Below are 25,278 nucleotides of genomic sequence, written 5' to 3' on the forward strand. Positions count from 1 at the left end.
ATGTGACGGAGGCGGAGCGTCAAGACCCTTGCGGCATCCGGAAGTTGCTGTCGCGAACGGGCCTCCTGGCGTGAACCCTCCGTCTCAACTAAGGCCGGAAGTCTGCGCAGGACCCGGTCCGGGCAAGCGCTTGCCGCAGTGGGCGCAGTAGCGGGCCGCGCCGTCGTCGGTGACCCGGCCGCAGTCTTCGCAGACGCGAGGCAGCAGACAGGGGGCCTCGCCGCCCTCCGCGGCGACCGGTGAGGCGGCCCGGCGGATGGTCATGCCGGGCCGCCTGCGGTGCGCGGTGAGATAGACGAGGCCGTCGTCCCCGGCGCCGACGGCGCGCTCCTCACCGCGCGGCACGAACAGCAGGGTGCCCGGCGCCAGCGGCTCCTCGGCGCCCGCCCGCCAGAGCGTGCCGCTGCCCTCGGCGATGAAGAGGAGCACGTCGAGGTCGGGCTCGACGTGCGGTGCGCCGCGGGTGCCCGGCCGCAGCCGGACGACATTGGCGTCGAGTTGCCGGGCCGCGCCTTCGAGGCGCCACAGCGCTCCGGTGGCGCCGGCTTCCGCGGCTGCCAGGACGTCGGCGAGGGTCACGTGGGCGGCGGGCATGGTCTCGCACTCCTCCATGGGGTTCAGGCGGGCGTTCAGGCCAGTGGCCAGGGCGGTGTTCAGGCCAGTCGCAGCCTACGGAGTTCACCGATGCGCGGCACCCTCGCGGAACGGGGCCGGGGCGGTCAGGAGCCGTCGAGGAAGGCGATCACCGGGGGTGTCGCGACGTCGGCGTACTCCTCGAAGTAGGCGTGCCTGCCGCCGGGGATCAGGAGCAGCCGCGCGTCCGGGATGCGTTCGGCCAGCAGCGGGGCGTTGGCCGTCGGGTTGAAGTCGTCGTCGGTTCCGTGCACGACGAGGGTGGGCGCGGCGATGCGCGGCAGCGCGTCCCAGGCGTCGTGCCGGGCACTGGCGCGCAGATGGCGGCGCCGTGCGTACAGGGGCATCGCCGGGTCGCCGAGGGTGCGGAACGGGCCGGGGTGCGTGGCGGTGTAGGCGGGGGTGTACATCAGGTCGAGGAGCGCCGCGCGGGCCGCGTCCGGGTCCGGGTCGGCGAGGGCCTTGCGGACGGCGGGGCCGCGCTCGACGCCGTGCGGCGCGCCGGGTGACGTGCAGCCGAGGACGAGACGGTCGACGCGCGCGGAGTGGTCGGCGGCCAGCCACTGGGCGACGCGGCCGCCCATCGAAGTCCCGTACACATGGGCCCGGTCGATGCCGGCGGCGTCGAGGACGGCGACGGCGTCCCGGGCGAAGTTCTGCGTGCTGTACGTGTCGGTGTCCGGGGCGTCGCTCGCGCCGGTGCCGCGCCAGTCCATGACGACGGTGGTGAAGTGCGCGGCGAAACGGTCGCGCACCGCATCCCACCAGTGGTGATTGTTCGACTGGCCGGTCAGCAGCAGCAACGGTGCGCCGCTGCCGAGGACGTCGTAGTGGAGCGCGGCGCCGTCGGCCGCCTGTGCGTGGGACATGGTCGTGGATTCTCCCCCATCGCAACTCCCTCTGTTCAAACGGTGGACTCCACAACATCACTCTGCAATTCTCCAACAACTGAACGCAAGAACACGATGGTGATCCTTCACTTCACTCGCCTCATTCGCTTCACCGCGCCGGCGGGCGCGGGGACAGGGGAGTCATGATCGGACAGTTCGTGCCGAGATCCGGCAGACGGAGAGCGGGAGGTGGCTGGCGCGCTCTCGCGGTGACGGTGCTCGCCCTCACCCTGGCGCTCCTCGGTCTGCCGGCGGTTTCGGCGCAGGCCGCGGGCGGGCCGAATCTCGCCGCGGGTGCCACCGCCAAGGCGAGCAGCGCCAAGGCGGACTACGGCGCGGCGAACGTCTCGGACGGCAACGCCTCGACGTACTGGGAGAGTTCGGGCTCCGACTTCCCCCAGTGGGTGCAGGTCGACCTGGGGACGTCGGCCCGCGTCGACGAGGTGGTGCTGCGGCTGCCGGCCGCGTGGGAGACCCGTACGCAGACGCTGTCGGTGCAGGGCAGCGCGGACGGGCAGACCTTCGACACCTTGAAGGCGTCGGCGCAGTACTCCTTCGCGCAGGGCTCCTCGAACACGGTGACGGTGTCCTTCGGCGCGGCGCAGACCCGCTATGTGCGCGTCGTCGTCACGGCCAACTCCGGCTGGCAGTCGGCCCAGTTGTCCGAGCTGGAGGTGCACGGCAGCAGCGACTCCTCGACGAACCTGGCGCGCGGCCGCACGTTCACGGCCAGCTCCACGACGCAGACGTATCTCGCGGCGAACGCCGGTGACGGCAACGCCGCCACCTACTGGGAGAGCCAGAACAACGCGCTGCCACAGTGGGTCCAGGTCGACCTGGGCGCTTCGGTGCAGGTGAACCGGGTGGTGCTGCGGCTGCCGTCGACGTGGGAGACCCGGTCGCAGACGCTCACGTTGCAGAGCAGCACGAACGGCAGCGACTTCGCGGACCTGGTCGCGTCGAAGGCGTACGAGTTCAGCTCGGCGAACGGGCAGGCACAGACTCTGACGTTCAACACCACGACGACCCGCTATGTGCGGGTGAAGGTCACCGGGAACACCGTGCAACAGGCCGGTCAGCTCTCGGAGTTGGAGGTCTACGGGCCGACGAGCGGTGACACGACGGCACCGGCCGCGCCGAGCTCGCTCGCGTACACCGAGCCCGCGACCGGGCAGATCAAGCTGACGTGGAAGGCCGCCACGGACAACGTGAAGGTCACCGGCTACGACATCTACGCCAACAACCAGCTGCGCGCCTCGGTCGACGGCGACACGCTGACGTACACGGACACCCAGCCCGCGTCGTCGACGCTGACCTACTACGTGCGGGCCAAGGACGCGGCGGGCAACCAGTCCGCGAACAGCAACTCCGTGACGCGGACGGGTGCTTCGGGCGACACGCAGGCGCCGACGGCTCCGTCGAACCTGGCGTTCACGGAGGCGACGCCCGGCCAGGTCAAGCTGGCGTGGGGCGCCTCCACGGACAACGTGAAGGTCACGGGCTACGACGTCTACGCGAACGGGCAGCTGCTGAAGTCCGTGGCCGGTGACGTCACGACGTACACCGACACGCAGCCGCAGTCGGCGACCGTCACCTACACGGTGCGGGCGAAGGACGCGGCGGACAACGTGTCGGCCGCCAGCAACTCCGTGACCCGCAACGGGTCGACGTCGAACGACGCGAACCTCGCCGTGGGCAAGCCGGTGACGGCCTCGTCCTCGACGTTCACCTATGTCGCCGAGAACGCGGTGGACGACGACACCAGCACCTACTGGGAGGGCGCCGCCGGGGCGTACCCGGGGACGCTGACGGTCAAGCTCGGCTCGAACGCGGACGTGTCGTCGGTCGTGGTGAAGCTCAACCCGGACGCTGCCTGGTCGGCGCGGACGCAGAAGATCGAGGTGCTCGGGCGCGAGCAGAAGGCGTCGGGCTTCACGTCGCTGGTCGCGGCGAAGGACTACTCCTTCTCCCCCGCGAGCGGCAACAAGGTGAGCATCCCGGTGAGCGGCCGCGTCGCGGACGTGCGCCTCTCCATCACCGCCAACTCCGGTTCCTCCGGCGGGCAGGTGGCGGAGTTCCAGGTGCTCGGCGCCCCGGCGCCCAACCCGGACCTCGTGGTCACGGGGATCACCTCGAAGCCGGACGCACCGGTCGAGTCCGACAAGATCACGCTGTCGGCGACGGTCCGCAACGCGGGCACGCAGGCCGCCGACGCCACCGACCTCGACTTCCTGCTCGGCTCGCAGAAGGTGGGCACCGCCTCGGTCGGCACGCTCGCGGCCGGCGCCACGGCGACCGTCAGCGCGGACATCGGGGCGCACGACGCGGGCACGTACACGGTCGGCGCCGTCGTCGACCCGAGCGGTCTCGTGATCGAGCAGAACGAGGGCAACAACAGCTACACCAGTCCCACCTCGCTGGTCGTCAAGCCGGTGACGAGCGCGGACCTGATCGCCTCCCCGGTGTCCTGGTCGCCGAGCGCGCCCGCGGAGAACGACACGGTCAGCTTCTCGGTCGCCGTCAAGAACCAGGGCAACAAGGCGAGTTCGGCCACCGCCCACGGCATCACGCTGACCGTCACCGACTCCGACGGCACGGTCGTCAAGACGCTCACGGGTTCCGCGAGCGGCGCGATCGCGGCCGGAGCCACCACCGACCCGGTCAAGCTGGGCACCTGGGCGGCGGGCAAGGGCAAGTTCACCGTGAAGACGGTGATCGCCGACGACTCCGAGGAGCTGGCGGTCAAGCGCGCCAACAACACCTCCTCGCAGCCGCTGTTCGTGGGGCGTGGCGCGAGCATGCCGTACGACATGTACGAGGCGGAGGACGGCACCGCGGGCGGTGGCGCGAAGGCCGTCGGTCCCAACCGGACCGTCGGTGACCTGGCGGGCGAGGCGTCGGGCCGCAAGGCCGTCACGCTCGGCTCGACCGGTTCGTACGTCGAGTGGACGACGAAGGCGCCGACGAACACCCTCGTCACCCGCTTCTCGATGCCGGACTCGACCGGTGGCGGCGGCACCAACTCGACGCTGAACGTCTACGTCGACGGCACGTTCCTCAAGGCCATCGACCTGTCGTCGAAGTACGCGTGGCTGTACGGCAACGAGACCGGGCCCGGCAACACGCCGAGCGCGGGCGGGCCGCGGCACATCTACGACGAGGCGAACCTGCTGCTCGGCACGACCGTGCCCAAGGGCAGCAAGATCCGGCTCCAGAAGGACGCCGCGAACTCGTCGACGTACACGATCGACTACGTCAACCTGGAGGAGGCCACCCAGCTCGCCAACCCGGACCCGGCCACGTACGCCGTGCCGACCGGCTTCTCGCAGCAGGCCGTGCAGGACGCGCTGGACAAGGTGCGGATGGACACGACGGGCAAGCTCGTCGGTGTGTATCTGCCGGCCGGTGACTACGAGACGTCGAACAAGTTCCAGGTGTACGGCAAGGCCGTCAAGGTGGTCGGCGCCGGTCCCTGGTTCACCCGGTTCCACACGCCGTCGTCGCAGGAGAACACCGACGCGGGCTTCCGCGCGGATTCCACCGCCAACGGGTCGACGTTCGCGCACTTCTCGTTCTTCGGGAACTACACCTCGCGCATCGACGGCCCCGGCAAGGTGTTCGACTTCGCCAACGTCGCCGACATCACCATCGACGACATCTGGAACGAGCACACGGTGTGCCTGTACTGGGGCGCCAACACCGACCGGGTCACCATCAAGAACTCGCGGATCCGGGACACGTTCGCGGACGGCGTCAACATGACGAACGGCTCGACGGACAACCACGTCGTGAACAACGAGGCGCGCTCGACCGGTGACGACAGCTTCGCGCTGTTCTCGGCGATCGACGCGGGCGGCGCGGACGAGAAGAACAACGTGTTCGAGAACCTGACGGCGCTGCTCACCTGGCGGGCCGCCGGTATCGCGGTCTACGGCGGATACGACAACACGTTCCGCAACATGCTCGTCGCGGACACCCTCGTCTACTCCGGCATCACGATCAGCTCGCTGGACTTCGGCTACCCGATGAACGGCTTCGGCACGGGTCCGACGGCTGTCGAGAACACCTCGATCGTCCGCTCCGGCGGGCACTTCTGGGGCGGGCAGACCTTCCCCGGGATCTGGATGTTCTCGGCGTCCAAGGTGTTCCAGGGCATCCGCGTCAATGACGTCGACATCCTCGACCCGACGTACAGCGGCATCATGTTCCAGACCAACTACGTGGGAGGCCAGCCGCAGTTCCCGATCAAGGACACGATCCTGACCGATGTCACGATCTCGGGCGCGCACAAGAGCGGCGACGCCTACGACGCCAAGTCCGGTTTCGGACTGTGGGCGAACGAGATGCCGGAGGCCGGGCAGGGTCCGGCGGTCGGTGAAGTGACCTTCCACAACCTGAAGTTGAGCGACAACGCGGTGGACGTCCGCAACACGACGTCCACGTTCAAGATCAACCAGCTGCCGTAGCAGCGCGGCGGCACGGCACGATGGGGTGGCCGGGCGAGTGCCCGGCCACCCTTCGCGTCCCCAGGAGTCGCCGATGCACCGCCGTCACACCCGGTACGCCCGGATGTCCACCGCCCTCGCGCTGATCGACGACCGGCGACTGGGAGAGCTGGTGCGCGGCGCGCGGCCCGGATCCGCCGGCATCGGCGGGCGCTCGGGCGTCCTCGATGTCGACGGCACACCGGTCTTCGTCAAGCGGGTGCCGCTCACGGCCAGGGAGTTGCGGCCGTCGAACCTGCGCTCCACCGTCGATCTCTTCGACCTTCCCAGCTTCTACCAGTACGGGATCGGCTCGACGGGGTTCGGGGCGTGGCGGGAGCTCGCACTGCACGTCATGACCACGAACTGGGTGCTGTCGCAGGCGCACGACGGCTTTCCCCTGACCTATCACTGGCGGATCCTGCCGGACAGCGCACCGGACGGTTTCCTGGACGAGTTCGGCGGGCTCGACGGGGCCGTCGCCCACTGGGAGGACTCCCCCGCGGTGCGCGTGCGGCTCACCGAGCTGGCGGCGGCCGAGCACAGTCTCGCGCTGTTCCTGGAGTACGTGCCGGAGACGGTCGCCGAGCGGTTCTCGGCGCGGCCCGACGAGGACACGTACCGCTGGGCGGTGCGGGAGGTGGAGCGCACCGCCGCGTTTCTGCGGGAGCAGGGTGTCGTGCACTTCGACGGGCACTTCGGCAATCTGCTGGCCGACGGGGACCGGCTGCTGTTCGCGGACTTCGGCCTCGCGCTCAGCGCGCGCTTCCGACTCGGCGCCGCGGAGACCGGGTTCCTGGGCCGGCATCTGCCGTCGTACGACCTGTGCCGCACCCTGAGCCACTTGCGCCGCCACCATCTGCCCGCCGAAGCCCCGACGGACGCGGTACACGCGCTGCTCGCTCCGTACGCGCCCGCTCTCGACCTCTTCGACGGGTTCGTGGAACGGCTGCTCGGCGAGAGCCGGCGAACGCCGTACCCGGCCGACGAGATCGAACGCCTCCTCCCGGCTCCCGAACTCCCCATCAGGGTGTCAACTGAAGGTTGACACCCCTTCACTGTCAACCTAGGGTTGCCTCATGACGAATCCACCGGAAGACGTGAACCCCGCGGGCATGACCCCGACCGTCCGCCTCGACGACCTCATCGACGCCATCAAGAAGGTGCACACCAGCGCCCTCGACCAGCTCCAGGACGCGGTCCTCGCGGCGGACCACCTCGGCGACATCGCCGACCACCTCATCGGCCACTTCGTGGACCAGGCCCGCCGCTCCGGCGCCTCCTGGACCGACATCGGCAAGAGCATGGGCGTCACGCGCCAGGCGGCGCAGAAGCGCTTCGTGGCGAAGGGCTCGGAGAACGACCTCGACCCGAGCCAGGGCTTCAACCGCTACACGACGCGCGCCCGGAACGTGGTGGTGAGCGCGCAGACCGAGTCGCACGCCGCGAAGAACACCTCGATCGGCACCGCGCACCTGGTCCTCGGACTGCTGCACGAGCCGGACAGCCTCGGCGCACGGGCGATCCTCGCGCAGGACGTGCTCCTGGACACCGTGCGGCAGGCGGCCACGGTCAGGCTGCCGGCGTCCGCCGCGGAGTCCCCGGCGCTGATCCCGTTCGACGCCGAGGCGAAGAAGGCCCTGGAGCTGACGTTCCGCGAGGCCCTGCGCCTGGGGCACAACTACATCGGCACCGAGCACATCCTGCTGGCGCTGCTGGAGCAGGAGAACGGCACGGGGGTGCTCTCGGACCTCGGCATCACCAAGGAGGCGTCCGAGGCGGACATCACCGCCGCCCTCGACAAGCTGACGAAGGAGGCCTGAACCCACAGGAAACAGCGAGGCGTCCCGGCCGGGCCCCATGGACGCAAGTGGGAAACTGCTCCCATGACTGACCGCTCAGGAACCCCCGCCCGGCCGGATGACCTCGTCGACATCGACGCCCTCGTCGACGCCTACTACTCGACGGTGCCCGACGTCTCGCGTCCCGAGCAGCGTGTCGTCTTCGGCACGAGTGGCCACCGCGGCTCCAGCCTCGACGGCGCCTTCAACGAGAAGCACATCGCCGCGATCACCCAGGCCATCGTGGAGCACCGCACGGCCGAGGGCATCACGGGCCCGCTGTTCATCGGCCCCGACAGCCACGCCCTGTCCGGGCCCGCACTCACGACGGCGCTCGGGGTGCTCGCGGCGCACGGCGTGCGCGTCATGGCCGACACGCACGGCGACTTCGTGCCGACGCCGGCGCTCAGCCACGCGATCCTGCGCTGGAACCGCACCGCGGACGGCGGCGCGGACCGCGCCGACGGCATCGTGATCACACCGAGCCACAACCCGCCGCGCGACGGCGGCTTCAAGTACAACCCGCCGCACGGCGGTCCCGCCGACTCGACGACGACCGCCTGGATCGCACAGCGCGCCAACGAGCTTCTGGAGGACGCCGATTGGACGGCGGCCGCCGGTGACGCCACAGCCTGGGAGCCGTACGACTTCCGCGAACGCTACGTGGAGGACCTGAAGGACATCATCGACGTGGACGCCATCCGGTCCGCGGGCGTGCGCGTCGGCGCCGATCCGCTGGGCGGGGCGAGCGTCCACTACTGGTCGCGCATCGCCGAGCTGTACGGCCTCGACCTGACCGTCGTGAACCCGGAGACCGACCCCACGTGGCGGTTCATGACGCTGGACTGGGACGGCAAGATCCGCATGGACCCGTCGTCGGCGCCCGCGATGGCGTCCGTGCTCGCGCGCCGCCACGACTTCGACCTGCTGACCGGCAACGACGCCGACGCCGACCGGCACGGCATCGTGACGCCCGACGCGGGCCTGATGAACCCCAACCACTATCTCGCCGTCGCCATCCACTACCTGTTCAGCCACCGCCCGCACTGGTCGGCGTCCGCGGCGATCGGCAAGACCCTCGTGTCGAGCGCCGTCATCGACCGGATCGCCGCCTCGCTCGGGCGCACCCTCGTCGAGGTCCCCGTCGGGTTCAAGTGGTTCGTGCCCGGGCTCGTCGACGGATCCGTGGGCTTCGGCGGCGAGGAGAGCGCCGGAGCGAGCTTCGTCCGCAAGGACGGCAGCGTGTGGACGACCGACAAGGACGGCATCCTGCTCGCGCTGCTCGCCGCCGAGATCCTCGCGGTCACGGGGAAGACGCCGTCGGTGTACTACGCCGAACTCGCCGCCGAGCACGGGGCGTCGGGCGCCGCCTACGCGCGGATCGACGCCAAGGCGACCAAGGAGCAGAAGGCCCGGCTCGCGAAGCTCACCGGCGACGCGATCACGGCGGACACCCTCGCGGGCGAGCCGATCACGGCCCGGCTCACCGAGGCGCCGGGCAACGGCGCGGCGATCGGCGGCGTGAAGGTGACCACCGAGAGCGCGTGGTTCGCGGCGCGCCCCAGCGGCACGGAGGACGTGTACAAGATCTACGCCGAGTCGTTCCGCGGGGCCGAGCACCTCGCCCAGGTGCAGAGCGAGGCGCAGGCCATCGTGGACGCGGCGCTCAGCTAGCGGCGCTCTCGGGCAGGCCCGGGACGTCCGCGACGCTGTTCAGCACGTGGGTGTGCGGGTGGGCTTCGAGCTGCTCACGGGTCAACTGGCCCGTGAGCACGCCCACGACGACGCCCGCCCCCGCGTTCGTCCCGGCCTCCAGATCCACGACCGTGTCACCGGCGACGAGCACCGTGCGGACGTCGACGACGCCGGTCTTCTCCATCGCCCGGTGAATCATGTACGGGGCCGGGCGGCCGCGCGGCACTTCGTCCGAGGTGACGACGGCGTCGAGATTGCCGCCCTCGCCGACGGACCAGCCGAGCGAGGCGAGCAGCGGCAGCGCCACGTCGGCGCTGAAGCCGGTGGTGAGGGCGACCTTGACGCCGCGGGCGCGGAGTTCCTCAAGTGCCTTGTCGGCGTGGGCGATCGGCTCCGGCGGCACATCCTCGTAACGCTCCTTGAGGAACGTACGGAAGACCCCGTACTGGCGCTCCACCAGCTCCGCGTCCGGGGTGCCGCCGCCGATGCGGACGAGCGCGGCGATGGCCTCGCGCTTGTCGGTGCCCATCCAGGTCTGGAGGTCGGCGGGGGCGACGGTGACGCCCGTCGCCTCGACGGCGTGGCGCAGCGCCTCGTAGACGGCGCCGTGCTCCTCGATCGTCGTTCCTGCCATGTCGAAGACGGCGAGTTCGATCACTGGGTGTCCTTAAGCGTGTGGTGGGGCGGTGCGTCGTCGGTGCGTTCGCGGGCCGCGACGGTGCGGCCTCCGACGGTGTTCTCGATGGTGAAGGTGGCCATCGACGGCAGATAGCGGTCGTCCGCGTACTCGACGGGCGTGCCGTCGCCGGTGTACGCCAACCGCCTTACGCGCAGCAGGGGTTGACCGACGGCGACGTCCAGCAGTTCGGCGTCCTGCGGGTCGGCGGCGATGGCGTCGATGGTGTGGCGCGCGTGGTGCAGGTCGACGCCGCGGGCGATGAGGGCCTCGTAGACGGAGCCCGCGTCGGGGTCGACCGCGAACAGGTGGGCGCCCGCGTCCAGTACGAACGTCGAGCGCTCGACCATCGCCGGTACGCCGTCCAGCTTGCGCAGCCGGACCAGGTCGACGACCGACTCGCCCTCGTCGAGACCGAGGCGGGCGGCCGCTTCCGCTCCGGCGCGGCGGCGGGCCACCTCGACGGTGAACTGGCCCGGGACGCGCCCGATGGAGCGCGCCCACTGGGTGAACGACATGAGCGAGGCGAACGGCTGGGACGGGGTGACCCTGCGGGCCACGGGCGGCTTGCCGCGGCCGCCCACGAGATGCCCCTCCGCGCGCAGCTGGGCCAGCGCCTGGCGCACCGGCCCGCGCGAGGTGCCGAACTCCTCGCACAGCTGGGCCTCGCTGGGCACGGGCTGCCCCTCGGGCCACTCCCCCGCCTCGATCCGGCGCCGGAACTCGGCGCCGAGCCGCTGGTGCAGCGGCCCGCTCTCCGCACTTGTCTTCACAAGTCGAGTCTTACAGTTCCGGGCCGAACAGGACAAGGCCCCGCTTGATCTCCGGACGGTAAACACTCGGGAAACTTGTATAGACAGCTCTTGATGTCGGTGCGGGGCACTCCGCAGGCTGGGCGGCATGAGCATCGCAACAGCACCCTCCTTTTCCGTGGACCTGCCGACCGGCCGCAGCGACCTCGTCGTGGTCGGCGCCGGGATCGTCGGTCTCGCCCATGCCGTCGAGGCGGTGCGGCGCGGGCTGAGCGTCACGGTCGTCGAGCGGGACCGGCGGCCGGTGGGCGCGTCCGTGCGGAACTTCGGCCACTGTTGCGTCACCGCTCAACAGGGCGAGCTGCTCGGCCTGGCCGAGCGCTCGCGCACCGGGTGGCTGGACGCCGCCGGGCGGGCCGGGCTGTGGGCCCCGGAGGCGGGCGCCCTGGTGGTGGCGCGGTCGGCGACGGAGCTGGCGGTCCTGGAGGAGCTGCGGGAGGAGCGGGGCGCGGACGCGGTGCGGCTGCGCACCCGGGACCAGGTGGGGGACGCGCTCGGGCGCCCCGCGGACGCGCGCGACGACCTGGTGGGCGGCGCCCTCCTCCCCGCCGACCTGCGGGTGAACCCGCGCGAGGCGGCGCCCCGGCTCGCGGCCTGGCTGGCGGAGCAGCCCGGGGCGACGGTGGTGTGGGGCACGAACGTCACGGGGGTCGAGGAAGGCACCGTGCACACCGCTCGCGGCGAGGTGCACGGCGACAGGATCCTGCTCTGCGTCGGCCACGACCTGGACCGCCTGCACCCGGCCGAGGCGGAGGCGCACGGGATCGAGCGGTGCCGTCTGTCGATGGCGCGGATCGAGGCACCGGCCGCCTTCCGTACGGACGCGGCGGTGCTGACGGCGACCTCGATGCTGCGCTACGACGCGTTCACGGCCACGTCCTCCGCGCCCGCGCTGCGGGCCGAAGTGACCGCGCACAGCCCGGAGTTGCTGGACGTGGTCGCCAATGTGATGTTCACGCGGCTGCCCGACGGCACGGTCCTGGTCGGCGACTCGCACGCGTACGACGCGACGGAGATCCCCTTCCAGGACGAGGCGACGTCGGCGCTGCTGCTGCGCGAGGCGGCCCGCGTCCTCGGCGTGCGCGAGGTGCGGGTCACCGAGCGCTGGCAGGGCGTGTACGCGAGCAGCCCGCGCGGACCACTGCTCGTACGGGACGTCGCGGCGGGCGTGCGGGCCATCTCGGTCACCTCGGGCGTCGGGATGACCCTGTCCTTCGGCCTGGCGGCCGCGACCTTCGACGGGGACCTCAAGACGACGGACTGACAAGGGCTCGAGGAAGTCGGGAAGTGAGGAAGGGGGCCCCTCCCCTCGCACGGGCCCCCTTCCCCGGCTCACTTCAGCGTCAGCCGGTGCACCCCTCCCAGCTGTGTGCCGACGTACAGGCCGCGTCCGTCGGGCGAGGCGGCCATCGACAGGACGTCGGTGTTCTGGAGCGTCCCCGAGACGTTGTGCCAGGTGCGGCCGCCGTCGGTGGATTTCAGAACGCCCCGGGCTCCGTACGGGACTTCACCCGGCATCCAGCGTCCGGTGGTGCCCGCGTACCAGGCGCCGCCGGCCTTGACGATCCCGGAGACCTGGATGCGCAGGCCGCCGTGGTCGGCGGTGCGGAAGGTGCGGCCGCCGTCGGTCGACCAGCGCAGCGTCTGACCGCCGACGATCAGCCGGGAGCCGTCGGCGCCCAGCGCGGAGACCGCGCCGTCGGCCGCCTCGGTCAGCGTCCTGCCGAAGTCGTCGGAGTACGACAGGCCGCCGTATCCGCCGAGCCAGAGCCGTCCGGCACGGCCCGGGTCGAAGGCCAGCGCGCGGTACTCGTCGTTCTTGCGCAGGCTCTTCCAGTGCTCGCCGCCGTCCGCCGTGGTGTAGACGCCGGGGCCGTCGATGCGGGCGTAGGAGACGGCGACCCGGTCGGGGTCGCGCGGGTCCACGGCCAGGGCGAGCGCGTTCCCGTCGAGCTGCCCCCGCTCCTCCCAGGTGCGGCCGCCGTCCGTGCTCTTCTGCACGGAGAGCCCGGCGAGGCTCTCGAAGGTGCGCCACACGATCCTGCTGTCGCGGGCGTACGGCTGGATCGCCGTCACCTGCGTCCCGGTGGTGCCTTCGTGCTCTCCGGGGCCCCACTCGGGCGAGGCGGCCGGCAGCGGGGTGCGGTACATGCCGACGCTCGTCCCGGCGAGCAACGATCCGTCGGCCACGGCGAGCGCGGGCACGCTCTCGCCCTGCACGCCGATCCGCTGCTGACCCGAACCGCCCTGCCCGCCGCGGTAGATGCCTGCCGAGGCGGCGCTGACGGTGTAGCTGCCGTCGGCCCAGCGGTCGTAGTCGTACAGGACCGTGCCCGCGACCGGCTTGCCGATCTCCTGCCAGGTGGCGCCCGCGTCCTTGCTGACGCGGTATTTGCCGTCGGAGCCGTCCTGGAGGATCTCGCCGCGGCTGACGGTGACGAGGCCGCGCCCGTTGCCCTGTCCGGCGCCCCATGTGCGGCCGCCGTCGGAGCTGATGAACAGGCCGCCGCCCTTGCCGAGGATCTTCACGGCAACCAGTTGACCGTCGGCGGAGAACCCGGCGAACGCCTGGCTGCCGTCGCCGGCCGCCGCGTAGACGCGCTCGGCCTTCTTCGGTCCGCCGCCCACCATGTCGCGCACCACCCACACGGCGCGCCCGGCCCAGACGTACAGGTCGTCGCCGCCCATGGCGACGGCGTAGACGTCGGCTGGCAGCCCGAGTTCCTCGGGCTGCCAGCTGTCGCCGTCGTCACGGCTGACGAAGAGCGCGCCCTCGTCCGTCTGCGCCACCAGGACACGGTTGTCGGCGTCGCTGACCAGGTTCTTGTAGGACAGGTCGGGTGCGTTCAGGCGCTCCCAGGTGCGTCCCCTGTCGGCGGTGCGCAGGATGCCTCCGTTGCCGACGGACCACGAGAAGGCCTGCATCGCCGACCACCAGCGGCTGGAGTCGTGGGCGTCCACGACGATCGAGGGCTCGTTGGTGGCGGCGCCCGCGAACGGGGTGCGGGCGCGCTCCGCCCACGTCCTGCCCGCGTCGGTGGTGAGCCAGGCGCCGGGCTTGCCGGACTGGGTCATGACGGCCTGCTCCGGGTCGCTCGACGCCAGGGTGACCCGGCCGTCGGCGCTGTTGGGCCCGACGGGCCGCCACGCGGTGCCGTGCGCGTCGGCCGGGGTGACCTCGAAGCCGCCGGTGCCGTACTGGTGCTGCCCACCGGCCGCCTTCGCGCGCGCCGTGAGGCGGTAGGTGCCAGGGTCGGGTCCGTCCAGGTCGACGGCGAAGTAGTGCGGGTCGCCGGTGGCCTTCGTCGTCTTCGTGTAGTTGCGTCCCTTCGGCGGATCCACCGTGAGCACCGGCGGTGCGGTGAGCGCGGTCGGCGTGTAGACGTACGCGGTGCTCGCGCCGGACGACGGGTCGGGGGTGGCGTCGACGTACAGCGGGATCGCCTCGAGCAGGTACGGCACCGTCAGGAGCGTGTGCCCGTGGCCGGTGACGGTGACCGCGCCGGAGAAGTGCACGGTCGTGTCGGGGCGGCGGGCGTCCACGGTGAGCCGCACGGTGGCCGAGCCGCCCGCGCGCACGGTGACCCGGCGGGGGCTCACCCGCGCCGCGTCGCCGTCGGCCGAGACCGTCCCGCTGACGGTCTTCCCGGAGCTGTTGTGCAGGGTGACGGTGCGCGAGCCGGTGACGCGCGGGCCGCCCATGTCGGCGAGGCCGAGCGAGACGGTGGCCGGGGACGCGGTCAGCGCGGCGTCGGCCGCGGCGGCCACGTCGAGCCGGCCCGCGCCCTGGGCGATGGTGTCGACTCCCTTGAGGCGGTGGGCCGTTCCGGTCAGGTCGGCGTCGATCTGCGCGGGGGTGCGCTCGGGCCGGAGCTGGCGCAGCAGCGCGGCGGAGCCCGCGACGAGCGGTGACGCCATCGACGTGCCGGACATGCGCCAGGCGCCGGACGACACCATCGAGGTCGGCACGGTCGAGCGGATCTCCACGCCCGGGGCGAGGAGATCGGGCTTGAGGTTCAGGTTCTGGTCGGGGCCGCGCGAGGAGAACGAGGCGATCTCGTCGGTGGAGTCGCGGCCGGACAGGGTCAGCTTCGCGTCCTGGGCTGCGAGTCCGGTGAGCTCCTCGGCCTGGACGCTGTCGACGCCGGTGACGACGAGACGGTCCATGCGCAGGTCGCCGCCCGAGCCGTTCAGGCTCCGTCCGCTGTCGGAGGCGACGGGTGCGCCGTCACCGGGCTCGTTCGCGACGACGGGTCCGCCGCCGCCCCCGACGCCGCCGATCAGCGCGAGCGCGCCGCGCTTCTCGGCCTCCTCGTAGACGGCGAGATCCTCCGCGTAGACGGTGTCGCCCTCGGTGCGCGCGGGCGGCGCGGCGTACAGGAGGATCTTGCCGCGTACGTCGCCGGCCTTGTCCCAGTCGTCGGCGCTGCCCTGGCCGATGTCGACGAGCGCGCCGGTGACCGGCTGCCGCGGCGGGTTGGCGGAGACCAGCCCCCGGTACGTCTCCAGGGTCTCGCGCTGTCCCGCGAGGCGGAGTTCGGGCACGGCGATGCCGCTGGTGGAGGCGCCGACCGCGAGGACGCCGCGGGCCGCCGCGGGCGACCCGACGCTGTACGGGCCCGGCCCGTCGTTGCCCGCGGCGGCGACGACCACGACGCCCGCGTCGACGGCGGCGCTCGCGGCGAGTCCGAGCGGGTCGGTACCGTCGCCGGGGCCGCCGATGCTGAGGTTGATGACGTCGGCGCGGTGCGGGTTGCCCGGGTCGACGGCGGCCTCGATGCCGGCGACGATGGTGGAGGTGTCGCCGTAGCCGTCGGCGTCCATCACCTTGTAGGCGAGGAGTTCGGCGTCCGGCGCCGCTCCGGTCACGCCGCCCGGGTGGGCCGCGTCGGCCGCGATGATCCCGGCGACGTGGGTGCCGTGGGCGTTGTCGTCCATCGGGTCGTCGTCGCCGTTGACGAAGTCGTGGCCGCCGACGACCTTGTGGCCTTCTCCGAAGCCGCCGCCGAGGTCGGGGTGCGTGTAGTCCACGCCGGAGTCGACGACGGCGACGGTGACGCCCTTGCCGGTGGCCTTCGTGCCGCCGGGCGCGGAGCGTTGCCACACCTGGGGCAGGTTGACCAGCTCCTGCTCCGGGGCGGCTTCGGTGGCCTGGACCTTCATCCGGGTGTCCGGGACGACGGCGCGGACCCCGGGCAGGGCGCGCAGCCGGGACACCGTGTCCTCGTCGACGGTCATCGAGACCGCGTTGAGGACAAGCCCCATGCGGCGTACGGACTTCGGGGCGGCGCCCGCGTCCTTCGCGGCCTCGACGATCGCGTCCTGCCGGGTGTCGATGCGCTCGCGCGCCGCACGGACGTCGGCGGCACGTGCGGCACGGGCGGTGCCCGCGGGCGCCTCCAGGGCGGTGGCCCCGTCGAGTTCGACGATCACGCGGGTGCGGGCGGGGGTGGCCGCGGCCTGCGCGACGGGGGTCGCCGACAACAGGCCGCCGAGCACGGCGGCGGTCAGCACGGCATGCAGAGGTCTTCGCACACCGCGGGGAGTGCGACGGGTGAGTCGTATGTGGTTGCCCATGGTGGGAGTTGGTAGTCGGGCGGAGGAGGCCGGCACAACGGATCTCGGCGGCCCATTGCTGCCGGTGGCACACATGGGCCAGGATCCCGGCATGACCGAACAGCTCTCCGCGGTCGGCGTCGACCCCTTCGACGAGGCCGTCTACCGCGCCCTGCTCTCCCGCGAGGCGGCCTCCCCCGGACAGCTCGCCGACGAACTCGCGTGCTCCGCGGACCGGGTGGGCCGCGCGCTCCACCGGTTGCACGACCTGGGTCTGGTGGGACGGCTGTCCGGAACCCGGCGGCGGTACGCGGCGATCGATCCCGAGCACGCTGTGGACGCCCTGGTCCGCACGCGCGCGGCCGAGCTCGACCGGGTCCGGTCCACCGCGGCAGAGCTGTCCCGGCTGTTCACGGCCGGGCGGCACGGCGGCGGCGAGCAGGTGGAGGTCGTGCACGGCAGCGAGGCGCTGGGCCGCTGGTTCGTACGCCTGCAACAGGAGGCCCGCGACGAGGTGCGCACCCTCGACCGGCCGCCCTACGCACTGACGACCGCGAACCCCGTCGAGGAGACCTCGCTCGCCGACGGCCTCACCTACCGGGCGGTCTACGCGCCCGAGGCGCTGGAGTGGCCGGGCGTCCTCGACGACATCCGGCGTCTGGTCGGTCTGGGTGAGCAGGCCCGGGTGCTGCCGGGGCTGCGGGTGAAGCTGGCGATCGCCGACGACCGGGTGGCGCTGATGCCGCTCTCGCTGGATCTGTCGTCCGAGGTGCGGGCCGCCGTGATCCGCCCGTCGGCACTGCTCGATCTCCTCATCGACCACTGGGAGCTGTGCTGGCGCGTGGCCGAGCCGCTCGACGCGCCCGCCGAGGGCCCGCTCGACGCCGAGGACCGGCTGATGCTCTCGCTCCTGGTGAGCGGGTTGAAGGACGAGGCGATCGCCCGGCAGCTGGGGTGGTCGGTGCGCACGATGCGCCGCCGCACGAGCCGTCTGCACCACCTCCTCGGCGCGGCGAACCGGTTCCAGGCGGGTGTGATCGCGCAGCGCCGGGGCTGGATCTGAGGGTTGATCAAATCTTTGCCGATGGCCGGATCCCACCCGGTCGCCCCAGGCAACCATCACCCACAACTCCGCACACGGCGGATTTGCTAAGGGAATCGGTCGCTTTACCTTTTTGACGCACGGCCGAAAGCGACGGGGTCTCCCCGCCCGCCGCGTTACGGACTCATTGACCGGCCCCGCCGCCATGTCACACGCTCGACACATAGATGCCGTGTACAACCGATTCGGCGCGGTGGCACTCGTCCCTGCTTTCTCGCAGGTCACACCGGCCGCACCGGAGCGACACGGCGGATCGGCAAGCGGGAGGAAGCATATGTGCGGCATCACCGGCTGGGTCTCCTTCGACCGTGACCTGCGGGCCTCGCACGACACATTGGATGCGATGACGGCGACCATGGAGTGCCGCGGCCCGGACGACCGCGGCACCTGGATCGACGGTCCCGCGGCGCTCGGCCACCGCCGGCTCGCCATCATCGACCTGCCGGGCGGACGGCAGCCCATGACCGTGGAGACACCGGGCGGCACGGTCGCGATGGTGTACTCCGGCGAGACGTACAACTACACCGAGCTGCGCTCGGAACTGGCCGCCAAGGGGCATGAGTTCCGGACCGACTCGGACACCGAGGTCGTGCTGCGCGGCTATCTGGAGTGGGGCGAGGAGCTGCCCGGACGGCTCAACGGCATGTACGCCTTCGCCATCTGGGACGGCAGGTCCGACAAGCTCGTCATGATCCGCGACCGGATGGGCATCAAGCCCTTCTACTTCTACGAGACCCCGGACGGCGTGCTGTTCGGCTCGGAGCCCAAGGCGATCCTCGCCAACCCGCTCGCCCGGGGCCGGGTCTCGCTGGAGGGACTGCGCGAGCTCTTCACGTTCGTGAAGACTCCGGGACAGGCGGTGTGGGACGGGATGCACGAGGTCGAGCCGGGCACGGTCGTGACCGTGGACCGGTCCGGGCTGCGGGCGCGCGCGTACTGGACGCTGGAGACGAGGGCGCACACCGACGACCGGGACACGACCATCGCCACCGTGCGCGAGCTGCTCGACGACATCGTGCGCCGCCAGCTCGTCTCGGACGTGCCGCGCTGCACGCTGCTCTCGGGCGGCCTGGACTCCTCGGCGATGACCGCGATCGCCGCCCGGCAGCTGGCCGGGCGGGGCGAGACGGTGCGCAGCTTCGCCGTCGACTTCCTCGGGCAGGCCGAGAACTTCGTCGCCGACGAACTGCGCGGCACACCCGACACCCCCTTCGTCCACGACGTGGCGAAGGCCTCCCGTACCGACCACCGCGACATCGTGCTCGACTCGCACGCGCTGGCCGACCCCGAGGTGCGCGCCCGGGTCATCCGGGCCCGTGACCTCCCCGCCGGCTTCGGTGACCTGGACGCCTCGCTGTACCTGCTGTTCAAGGCGATCCGCGAGCATTCGACGGTCGCCCTGTCCGGCGAGTCCGCGGACGAGGTGTTCGGCGGCTATCTGCAGTTCTTCGACGAGGAGGCCCGCTCCGCGAACACCTTCCCGTGGCTGCTGAAGATGGGCCGCCACATGGGCGACGACGCGGACGTGCTCCGCCCGGACCTCGCGAGCCGTCTCGACCTGGGCGGGTACATCGCCGACAACTACGCGGGGGCCGTGCGCGGCATCCAGCGCCTCGACGGCGAGAGCGACTTCGAGTACCGGATGCGGCGCATCTGCCACCTGCACCTGACCCGCTTCGTGCGGGTGCTGCTGGACCGCAAGGACCGGGCGAGCATGGCGGTGGGCCTGGAGGTGCGGGTGCCGTTCTGCGACCACCGGCTCGTCGAGTACGTGTACAACACGCCATGGGCGCTGAAGTCCTTCGACGGCCGGGAGAAGTCGCTGCTGCGGGAGGCGACGGCGGACGTGCTGCCGAAGTCGGTGTACGACCGGGTGAAGAGCCCGTACCCCTCCACGCAGGACCCGAAGTACGCGGTGGCGCTCCAGGACCACACCAAGGACCTGCTGTCGCGTCCCTCGCACCGGGTCTTCGACCTCGTCGACCGCGACCGGGTGCACCGGGCCGCGCACCGCGAGGCCCCGCAGATCACCCAGGCGTCCCGGCGCGGGCTTGAGCGCACCCTCGATCTGGCGCTCTGGCTGGACATGTACAACCCCGAACTGGCACTGGACTGAGCCTCCCGGCGTACCGGTGGCCGAGCACGCCGTGATGTGCCTATACTCCCGGCCGCATCGCGTGCCGGTCACCGACCCGGTGAGGCATGGAGGTGCCGGAGTTGCCCATCGGAGGCAATCCACCATGGCGGTACAGCTCAATCACACCATCGTCCACGCCCGGGACAACCGGGAGTCGGCCGAGTTCCTGGCCCACATCCTCGGTCTCGAGGTGGGCGCCGAATGGGGCCCGTTCGTCGCTCTCGAACTCAGCAACGCCGTCACGCTCGACTTCGCGTCGATCCCGGCCGAGTCCATCGTGACGCAGCACTACGCCTTCCTCGTCACCGAGGAGGAGTTCGACGGCATCTTCGGTCGTATCCAGGACGCCGGGCTCACCTACTACGCCGATCCGCACGGCAAGCAGCCGGGCGAGATCAACCACAACGACGGCGGTCGTGGCGTGTACTTCAAGGATCCCGTGCGCCACGGCATGGAGGTCATCACCCGCCCCTACGGGGGCGGCGACGGCGCCTGACACCGCCTGAGCCACACCCGCCGGGCCGCCCTCGCGGCGGCCCGGCGGGTGTCAGCTGAAGTCCGTGACGGCGAACACCAGCAGCACCGTCCCGACCACGACCGCCGACACCGCCAGCGCGCAGAGGCCCAGCGCCATGCGCCGAGCCGGGCGACAGACGAGTTCGGCATCCTCTTGGCGGACCGTCGCCGAACACGGCAACATCGCCAGACCGTAGGTCACCAGGCCCGCCGCACCGACCGTCAGGCCCAGTCCCAGCCACGTCACACCCGCGGACATAAAGGACATGTATCTGATTCTGGGCCCTCCGTGACGATCCCGCTACGCCAGGCTTCGGCCAAGGTCGTCACCCCGCGTAGACGTCCTCCACGTAGCGCCCCTCGGCCACGAGTCCGGCGAGCCAGCCCTCGGCCGCGCTCTCGTCGGCGCCGGGGGTCCGCTGCCGGTACAGCGCGCGGAAGGCGGCGCGCACCCCGGGCGCCATGCGGGCGCCGTCGCCACAGACGTAGACCCGTGCACCGGCGTCGAGCAGCCGGCCCACCTCGTCGGCCTCGGCGGCGATGCGGTGCTGCACGAACGCGTGGCCGTCGACGGGTGCGTCGCTGAAGACGGGCCTCAGCGAGATCGTTCCGGCGGCGTCGGCGGCGCGCAGTTCGTCAGCGTGCAGGAAGTCGCGGTCGGGGTGGTCGCAGCCGAAGTAGACCAGCGCGGGCGGCAGCCCGTCGCCGCGTTCGGCGACGACGCCGCGGAACGGGGCGAGGCCTGTTCCGGCCGCGACCATGATGACCGGTTCGGGCACGTCGGGCCGGATGCGGAAGGCGTCGCGGCACGGTTGTACGCGGCCGAGAACCGTCGCGCCGGGTCGCAGTTCCGCGAGGTGGGTGGAGCCGGTTCCCCGGTGGCGGCCGCGGCCGGAGGCGGCCGGGGCGTCGAGCACGGACACCATCAGGTCGACCTGTCCGGGCTTGCCGGTGGCCGGGCTGGACGAGATCGAGTAGTGGCGCGGCCGCAGCGGCGGGAGCACCTCCAGGAGTGCGGGCCAGGTGAGCGCTCCGCGCAGTGCCGGGTGGTCCTCGACGAGTTCGACGAAGGTGCGCGGGTCGTCGGCCGGGAGCGCCTTCAGGGCGGCCGCCTCGGGCGGGCACGGGTTGGCGGCGGCCAGCACCGCCACCGCTTCGGGGGCGGGCCGGTGCCGCAACTCGACGTGGTGGGTGAGGAGTTCGCGCACCGTCAGCGGGCGGTCGACGGCGAGTCCGGTCCGCCCCGGCCGGTGGTCGCGCAGGTCGAGCAGGGTGTCCGGATCGAGCCCGAGCGCCGCCACGGCCCGGTCCACGAGGGCGGGTTCGTGGGCGGGGAGGACCGTGAGGTGGTCACCGGTGCGGTACGTCGCCCCCTCGGGCAGGGCGAGCCGCAGGAACCGCTTGGTGCGGGGGTGGCCCGGCGCCGTGAGGTCGTAGGACTCGGTGACGGTCAGCTCGGCGAGGCCGTGCCGGCGGGCGGCGGCGTCGAGCGGGCCGCCGGTGAGTGCGCGGATCTCGTACGCGGCCGTGGGCGCGGGGGCGGCGCCGGTGGCGTCGGGGTCGCCGTAGCGCTCCAGGAGGGCGGTGCGCAGCCGGGCGGTGAAGGTGCGCACGGTGCCGTTCAGGTCGCCGGAGGCGTCGGCGGCGGCGCGTTCGCACAGCCGCTCGGCGCCCGCGGCGGCGAGCCGCTCGTCGATGCGGGTGGGGACGTGCTGGTAGGTGGCGGCCCAGTTGCGGTCGCCGACGCCGAGGACCGCGTACACCACGCCGTCGGGCACGGTGTCGAGGGCGGCGGCGAACTCCCGTGCGTCGTCGGTGGGCCGGCCGTTGTAGGAGGCGGCCACGACGATCACGGGCCGGTCCGTGGGCAGGGCGCCCGCGTAGGCGTCCAGCGGTGCGACCTCGGTGTCGCAGCCGAGCGCGGCGGACTCGTCGGCGAGTTGCAGGGCGAGGGAGGAGCAGGTGCCGTAGTTGCTGCCGTGCAGGAACAGGGCGCGGGTGCCGGGGCGGACGCGCACCGGCAACCCGGCTGTTTCGGCGGCCTGTTCGGGCGCCGTGGTGGCGCCGGGTCCGGGAAGTGGGCCGTGGCGGCGGTCGGCCGGGGTGCGCGGGGCGAGGGTGAGCGTGAAGCCGTCCGGTTTCAGGGTGAGGGTCTCCTTCACCGTGAGCCGGTATGCGGCGTGGTCGCGCAGCCGGTAGCGGTGCACCAGCATCGCGAGCAGCATGGTGGCCTCGTGCAGGGCGAACTGCCGCCCGATGCAGGCGCGTTCACCGGTGCCGAACGGCTTGAAGGCGTGCACTGAGCGGGCCGCCTCGGCCTCGGGGGTGAACCGGTTCGGGTCGAAGCGCTCGGGGTTGTCGCCCCAAACAGGCTGGCGGTGCAGCATCGGGGTGAGGACGCTGACGCCCTGCCCGGCGCGCAGCGGGATGCGCCCGCCGAGAAGGGTGTCCTCGCGGGCTTGACGGCTGAACGCGGCGGCCGTGGGCCACAGGCGCAGCGCCTCGTTGAGGACCTGCCGGGTGTAGGTGAGGCGGCCGATGTCGTCGAAGCCGGGCTCCGGATCGGCGGTGTCGCCCCACAGCCCGTCGACCTCACGGCACACGAGGTCGAGGACGGCGGGGTTCTTGGCGAGGTAGTACAGGGCGAAGGACATCGCGCCGGAGGTCGTCTCGTGTCCGGCGATGAGGAAGGTGATGACCTGGTTGCGGATGTTCGCCGTGTCGAGGCGTGAGCCGTCCCGGGGGTGTTCGGCGGTGAGCATGAGGCCGAGGAGGTCGTCGGTGTCCGCCGCCGCGCCCCGTACGCGGGCGGTGATGACGTCGTCGACGACCTGTGCGAGGTGGTTGGCGTCGGCGCGGAACGCCGCGTCGACGGCGGCATGGTCGCCGCCGGGGACGCGGGCGAGGCGCTTCATGCTCCATTCCAGGCAGCGCACCATCGACTCGACGAAGGGGTGGGGCTCGACGCTGTCGAAGGACCCGAAGTCGTAACCGAATCCGGCGAGCCCGATGGTGTCGAGGGTCATCCGGGTCATGTCGCCCGGAACGTCGACGGGGCTGCCGTCGCGGGCCGCGCGGTCCCAGCTGTCGATGACGCGGCGGGCGACGCGGTACATCACCGGGTGGTAGGTGCGCATCGAGCCGAGCGCGAAGGCGGGCATCAGGATGTCGTGGGCGCGGGCCCAGTTCGGCTCGTCGTTGTACGCGGTGAACAGGCCGTCGGCGGCGAACTCCCGCACGTTCTGCAGGGCCGGGCCGACGAACTTGGCGAAACGGTCGTCGTCGGAGAGTTCGGTGACCAGGTCGAGGTCGGCGACGAACAGGGCGTCGCGGCCGTGCAGCCGGCGTACGAGGGCCGACCCGTTCTCCCGCATCAGGCGCATGACCTGCTGCATCGGAGCCGGGCCCGGGCCGGTGGCGGAGATGTCGATGAGCGGAAGGCCGTCGGTGGGGGGCGGCGGGAGCAGCGCGTTGTGCGGCATGGTGCGACAACTGCCTTTCGCGGAGCGGTGGATCGGAGGTTCCAGCTTGCTGCCGCTCCCCCGCCGGTCCGCGCAGGCGCACTACATGATTGTGTAGTGGCCGACGGCGTGCCGGGGTTGTGCCGGGCGCCGGTCCGTGACGTGCAGGGCGGGAGGTGAAGGTGTCGTGGACGCGGTGGTGTGGCGCAATCGCGCGATGGTGCTGTTCGACCGGATCCCGATGCCGGTCGCGGTGTGCGATCCGTACGGCACGGTGCGGCTGGCGAACGCGGCGCTGGCCGCCGAGTGGGGCACCACGCCGGGCCGGCTCAGGGGCCGGGACATGCTGGAGCTGTTCCCGCCGCTGGACGGCGCGCAGGTGGAGCGGATCGCCGAGGCCCTGAAGCTGCGCCGCCGGTCCCGCTACACGGTGTCGGTGACCTGGCGGGACACGCACGGCGCGCGGCGGCACGGCGAGCTGATCGTCGACCCGGTGAGCGACACCCCGAACGGGCTGCCGGATCTGCTGGTGATGCTGCGCACGTCCGCCGTGTCCGCTCCGGCCGAGCCGTCACCGGAGCCCGAGGCGCTGCACCCGAACGAGGAGCGGATCCTGGCACTGCTGGCGGCGGGTGCGACGACCGCACAGGCGGCGCGCGAGACGGGCCTGACGACGGACGGCGTCACGTATCACCTGCGGCAGTTGTCCCGGCGGTGGGGAGCTGCGAACCGCACCGAACTCGTCGCCCGCGCCTATGCGTCGGGCGTTCTGGTGCCCGGGGTGTGGCCGCCTCAGGTGCGGTCGTCCAGGCCGGGTACCGGCGCGCCCGAGGGGAACTCCGCCGTGATGTAGGCGTCGTACAGCTCCTTCCAGGCGGGCTGCGACGGCGCCTGGGGCTCGCCCCGGTCGGCCGCGTCGAGGGCGTTGAGGCAGACCTCCCAGCCCGCCGCGTTGCGGGCGGCGGTGTCGGCGCTCTCCAGTACGTCCGTCAGGGTGAGCCGGGTGGTGCCGTCGCCGAGCGGTGTGACGTCGAGGCGGAGTTCGTCGGCGCCCCAGGTGTAGGAGAGGTGGCGCGGGGCGTCGGCGGCGAGGACGGTGCCGGTGGACTCCGGCATGTTCGGGTCCTCGAAGAAACGGATCGTGGCTCCGGGGCGCAGTTCGTCCGCCTCGAACGTCGAGGGGAACCAGCGGGCCAGCTCGGCGGGGTCGCTCGCGTAGCTCCACACCTGCTCGGCCGGCCGGTGGTAGGTGCGGGTGAGGCGGACGGCGGGGCGGCCGTCGTCCAGGGTCAGATAGTCGCCGGTGAGGGTCGTCATGCGCGCGCCTCCGCGGTCCGTAGCGGTCTGAGGTGGTGTCCCGGGCGTCACGTGAGCCGCTTACAGCCTCTCATCGCGCACCGGGCACCGCCTCCCGCCGCGGCGGGGTGCGTTCCACGTCCGGCCGCCGTCGTCCCTCCGGCCGGATCACGCACGCC

17 protein-coding genes are annotated in these 25,278 nt (G+C 72.0%); 9 read left to right on the forward strand and 8 right to left on the reverse strand.

The genetic code is table 11. From position 1 onward, the window contains the following. Nucleotides 1-84: 84 nt before the first annotated feature. A complete protein-coding gene (locus ACFVDP_RS01915) occupies nt 85-594 on the reverse strand; it encodes a cupin domain-containing protein (RefSeq protein WP_383481673.1) in 510 nt (169 codons plus the stop codon). Nucleotides 595-719: 125 nt separating this feature from the next. Beyond that, entirely contained in the window at nt 720-1,502 is a 783-nt protein-coding gene (locus tag ACFVDP_RS01920) for an alpha/beta fold hydrolase (RefSeq protein ID WP_383481675.1), read from the reverse strand. A gap of 164 nt (nt 1,503-1,666) precedes the next feature. On the opposite strand from ACFVDP_RS01920, the gene ACFVDP_RS01925 reads away from it, so the two are divergent. From ACFVDP_RS01925 to pgm, 4 genes are all read left to right on the forward strand, one after another. Beyond that, nucleotides 1,667-5,989 carry a discoidin domain-containing protein gene (locus tag ACFVDP_RS01925; protein ID WP_383481678.1) on the forward strand — a complete coding sequence of 1,441 codons (4,323 nt, stop codon included), beginning with the start codon at nt 1,667-1,669 and terminating at the stop codon, nt 5,987-5,989. Nucleotides 5,990-6,062: 73 nt separating this feature from the next. After that, a complete protein-coding gene (locus tag ACFVDP_RS01930) occupies nt 6,063-7,055 on the forward strand; it encodes a hypothetical protein (RefSeq protein ID WP_383481681.1) in 993 nt (330 codons plus the stop codon). A gap of 31 nt (nt 7,056-7,086) precedes the next feature. Beyond that, nucleotides 7,087-7,830 (forward strand): Clp protease N-terminal domain-containing protein, encoded by a 744-nt coding sequence (locus ACFVDP_RS01935; RefSeq protein WP_383481684.1) that lies wholly within the window; start codon nt 7,087-7,089, stop codon nt 7,828-7,830. Nucleotides 7,831-7,893: 63 nt separating this feature from the next. Continuing rightward, nucleotides 7,894-9,522: a phosphoglucomutase (alpha-D-glucose-1,6-bisphosphate-dependent) gene (pgm, locus tag ACFVDP_RS01940; protein WP_383481687.1), complete on the forward strand. Its 1,629-nt coding sequence runs from the start codon at nt 7,894-7,896 to the stop codon at nt 9,520-9,522. Here the strand turns inward: pgm and ACFVDP_RS01945 are convergent. Continuing rightward, a complete protein-coding gene (locus ACFVDP_RS01945; RefSeq protein ID WP_383481690.1) occupies nt 9,515-10,201 on the reverse strand; it encodes a phosphonatase-like hydrolase in 687 nt (228 codons plus the stop codon). The genes pgm and ACFVDP_RS01945 overlap by 8 nt on opposite strands. Then, nucleotides 10,198-10,992, reverse strand: coding sequence for a GntR family transcriptional regulator (locus ACFVDP_RS01950; protein WP_383481693.1), 795 nt, complete (start codon nt 10,990-10,992; stop codon nt 10,198-10,200). The genes ACFVDP_RS01945 and ACFVDP_RS01950 overlap by 4 nt, the downstream gene beginning before the upstream one ends. Before the next feature lie 127 nt (nt 10,993-11,119). On the opposite strand from ACFVDP_RS01950, the gene ACFVDP_RS01955 reads away from it, so the two are divergent. Further along, nucleotides 11,120-12,295 carry a TIGR03364 family FAD-dependent oxidoreductase gene (locus ACFVDP_RS01955; protein ID WP_383481696.1) on the forward strand — a complete coding sequence of 392 codons (1,176 nt, stop codon included), beginning with the start codon at nt 11,120-11,122 and terminating at the stop codon, nt 12,293-12,295. A 68-nt stretch (nt 12,296-12,363) separates the two neighbouring features. Here ACFVDP_RS01955 and ACFVDP_RS01960 read toward each other — a convergent pair whose 3' ends face one another. Further along, nucleotides 12,364-16,566, reverse strand: a complete 4,203-nt coding sequence (locus ACFVDP_RS01960) for a S8 family serine peptidase (RefSeq protein ID WP_383481698.1) — start codon at nt 16,564-16,566, stop codon at nt 12,364-12,366. Between the two features lie 133 nt (nt 16,567-16,699). Here ACFVDP_RS01960 and ACFVDP_RS01965 point away from each other — a divergent pair, with 133 nt between their 5' ends. The 3 genes from ACFVDP_RS01965 (at nt 16,700) to ACFVDP_RS01975 (ending at nt 20,322) form a co-directional block, all read left to right on the forward strand. Beyond that, nucleotides 16,700-17,650, forward strand: a complete 951-nt coding sequence (locus ACFVDP_RS01965) for a helix-turn-helix domain-containing protein (RefSeq protein ID WP_383481701.1) — start codon at nt 16,700-16,702, stop codon at nt 17,648-17,650. A gap of 313 nt (nt 17,651-17,963) precedes the next feature. Next, nucleotides 17,964-19,805 carry an asparagine synthase (glutamine-hydrolyzing) gene (asnB, locus tag ACFVDP_RS01970; protein ID WP_383481704.1) on the forward strand — a complete coding sequence of 614 codons (1,842 nt, stop codon included), beginning with the start codon at nt 17,964-17,966 and terminating at the stop codon, nt 19,803-19,805. Nucleotides 19,806-19,929: 124 nt separating this feature from the next. After that, nucleotides 19,930-20,322, forward strand: a complete 393-nt coding sequence (locus ACFVDP_RS01975) for a VOC family protein (protein WP_383481707.1) — start codon at nt 19,930-19,932, stop codon at nt 20,320-20,322. Between the two features lie 51 nt (nt 20,323-20,373). Here the strand turns inward: ACFVDP_RS01975 and ACFVDP_RS01980 are convergent, their stop codons facing one another. Then, nucleotides 20,374-20,610 (reverse strand): hypothetical protein, encoded by a 237-nt coding sequence (locus ACFVDP_RS01980; protein ID WP_383481709.1) that lies wholly within the window; start codon nt 20,608-20,610, stop codon nt 20,374-20,376. Between the two features lie 58 nt (nt 20,611-20,668). Then, the gene (locus ACFVDP_RS01985; protein WP_383481712.1) at nt 20,669-23,824 is read right to left on the reverse strand and encodes a bifunctional cytochrome P450/NADPH--P450 reductase; all 3,156 of its coding nucleotides are present in this window, start codon (nt 23,822-23,824) and stop codon (nt 20,669-20,671) included. A gap of 196 nt (nt 23,825-24,020) precedes the next feature. On the opposite strand from ACFVDP_RS01985, the gene ACFVDP_RS01990 reads away from it, so the two are divergent. Next, entirely contained in the window at nt 24,021-24,656 is a 636-nt protein-coding gene (locus ACFVDP_RS01990) for a PAS domain-containing protein (protein WP_383484260.1), read from the forward strand. Here ACFVDP_RS01990 and ACFVDP_RS01995 read toward each other — a convergent pair. After that, entirely contained in the window at nt 24,596-25,120 is a 525-nt protein-coding gene (locus tag ACFVDP_RS01995; RefSeq protein ID WP_383481715.1) for an SRPBCC family protein, read from the reverse strand. The two genes, ACFVDP_RS01990 and ACFVDP_RS01995, sit on opposite strands and share 61 nt — an antisense overlap. Between the last annotated feature and the right edge of the window lie 158 nt (nt 25,121-25,278).

Origin of the sequence: Streptomyces sp. NPDC057694 (assembly GCF_042799415.1) — a bacterium.
Classification (GTDB): Bacteria; Actinomycetota; Actinomycetes; order Streptomycetales; family Streptomycetaceae; genus Streptomyces.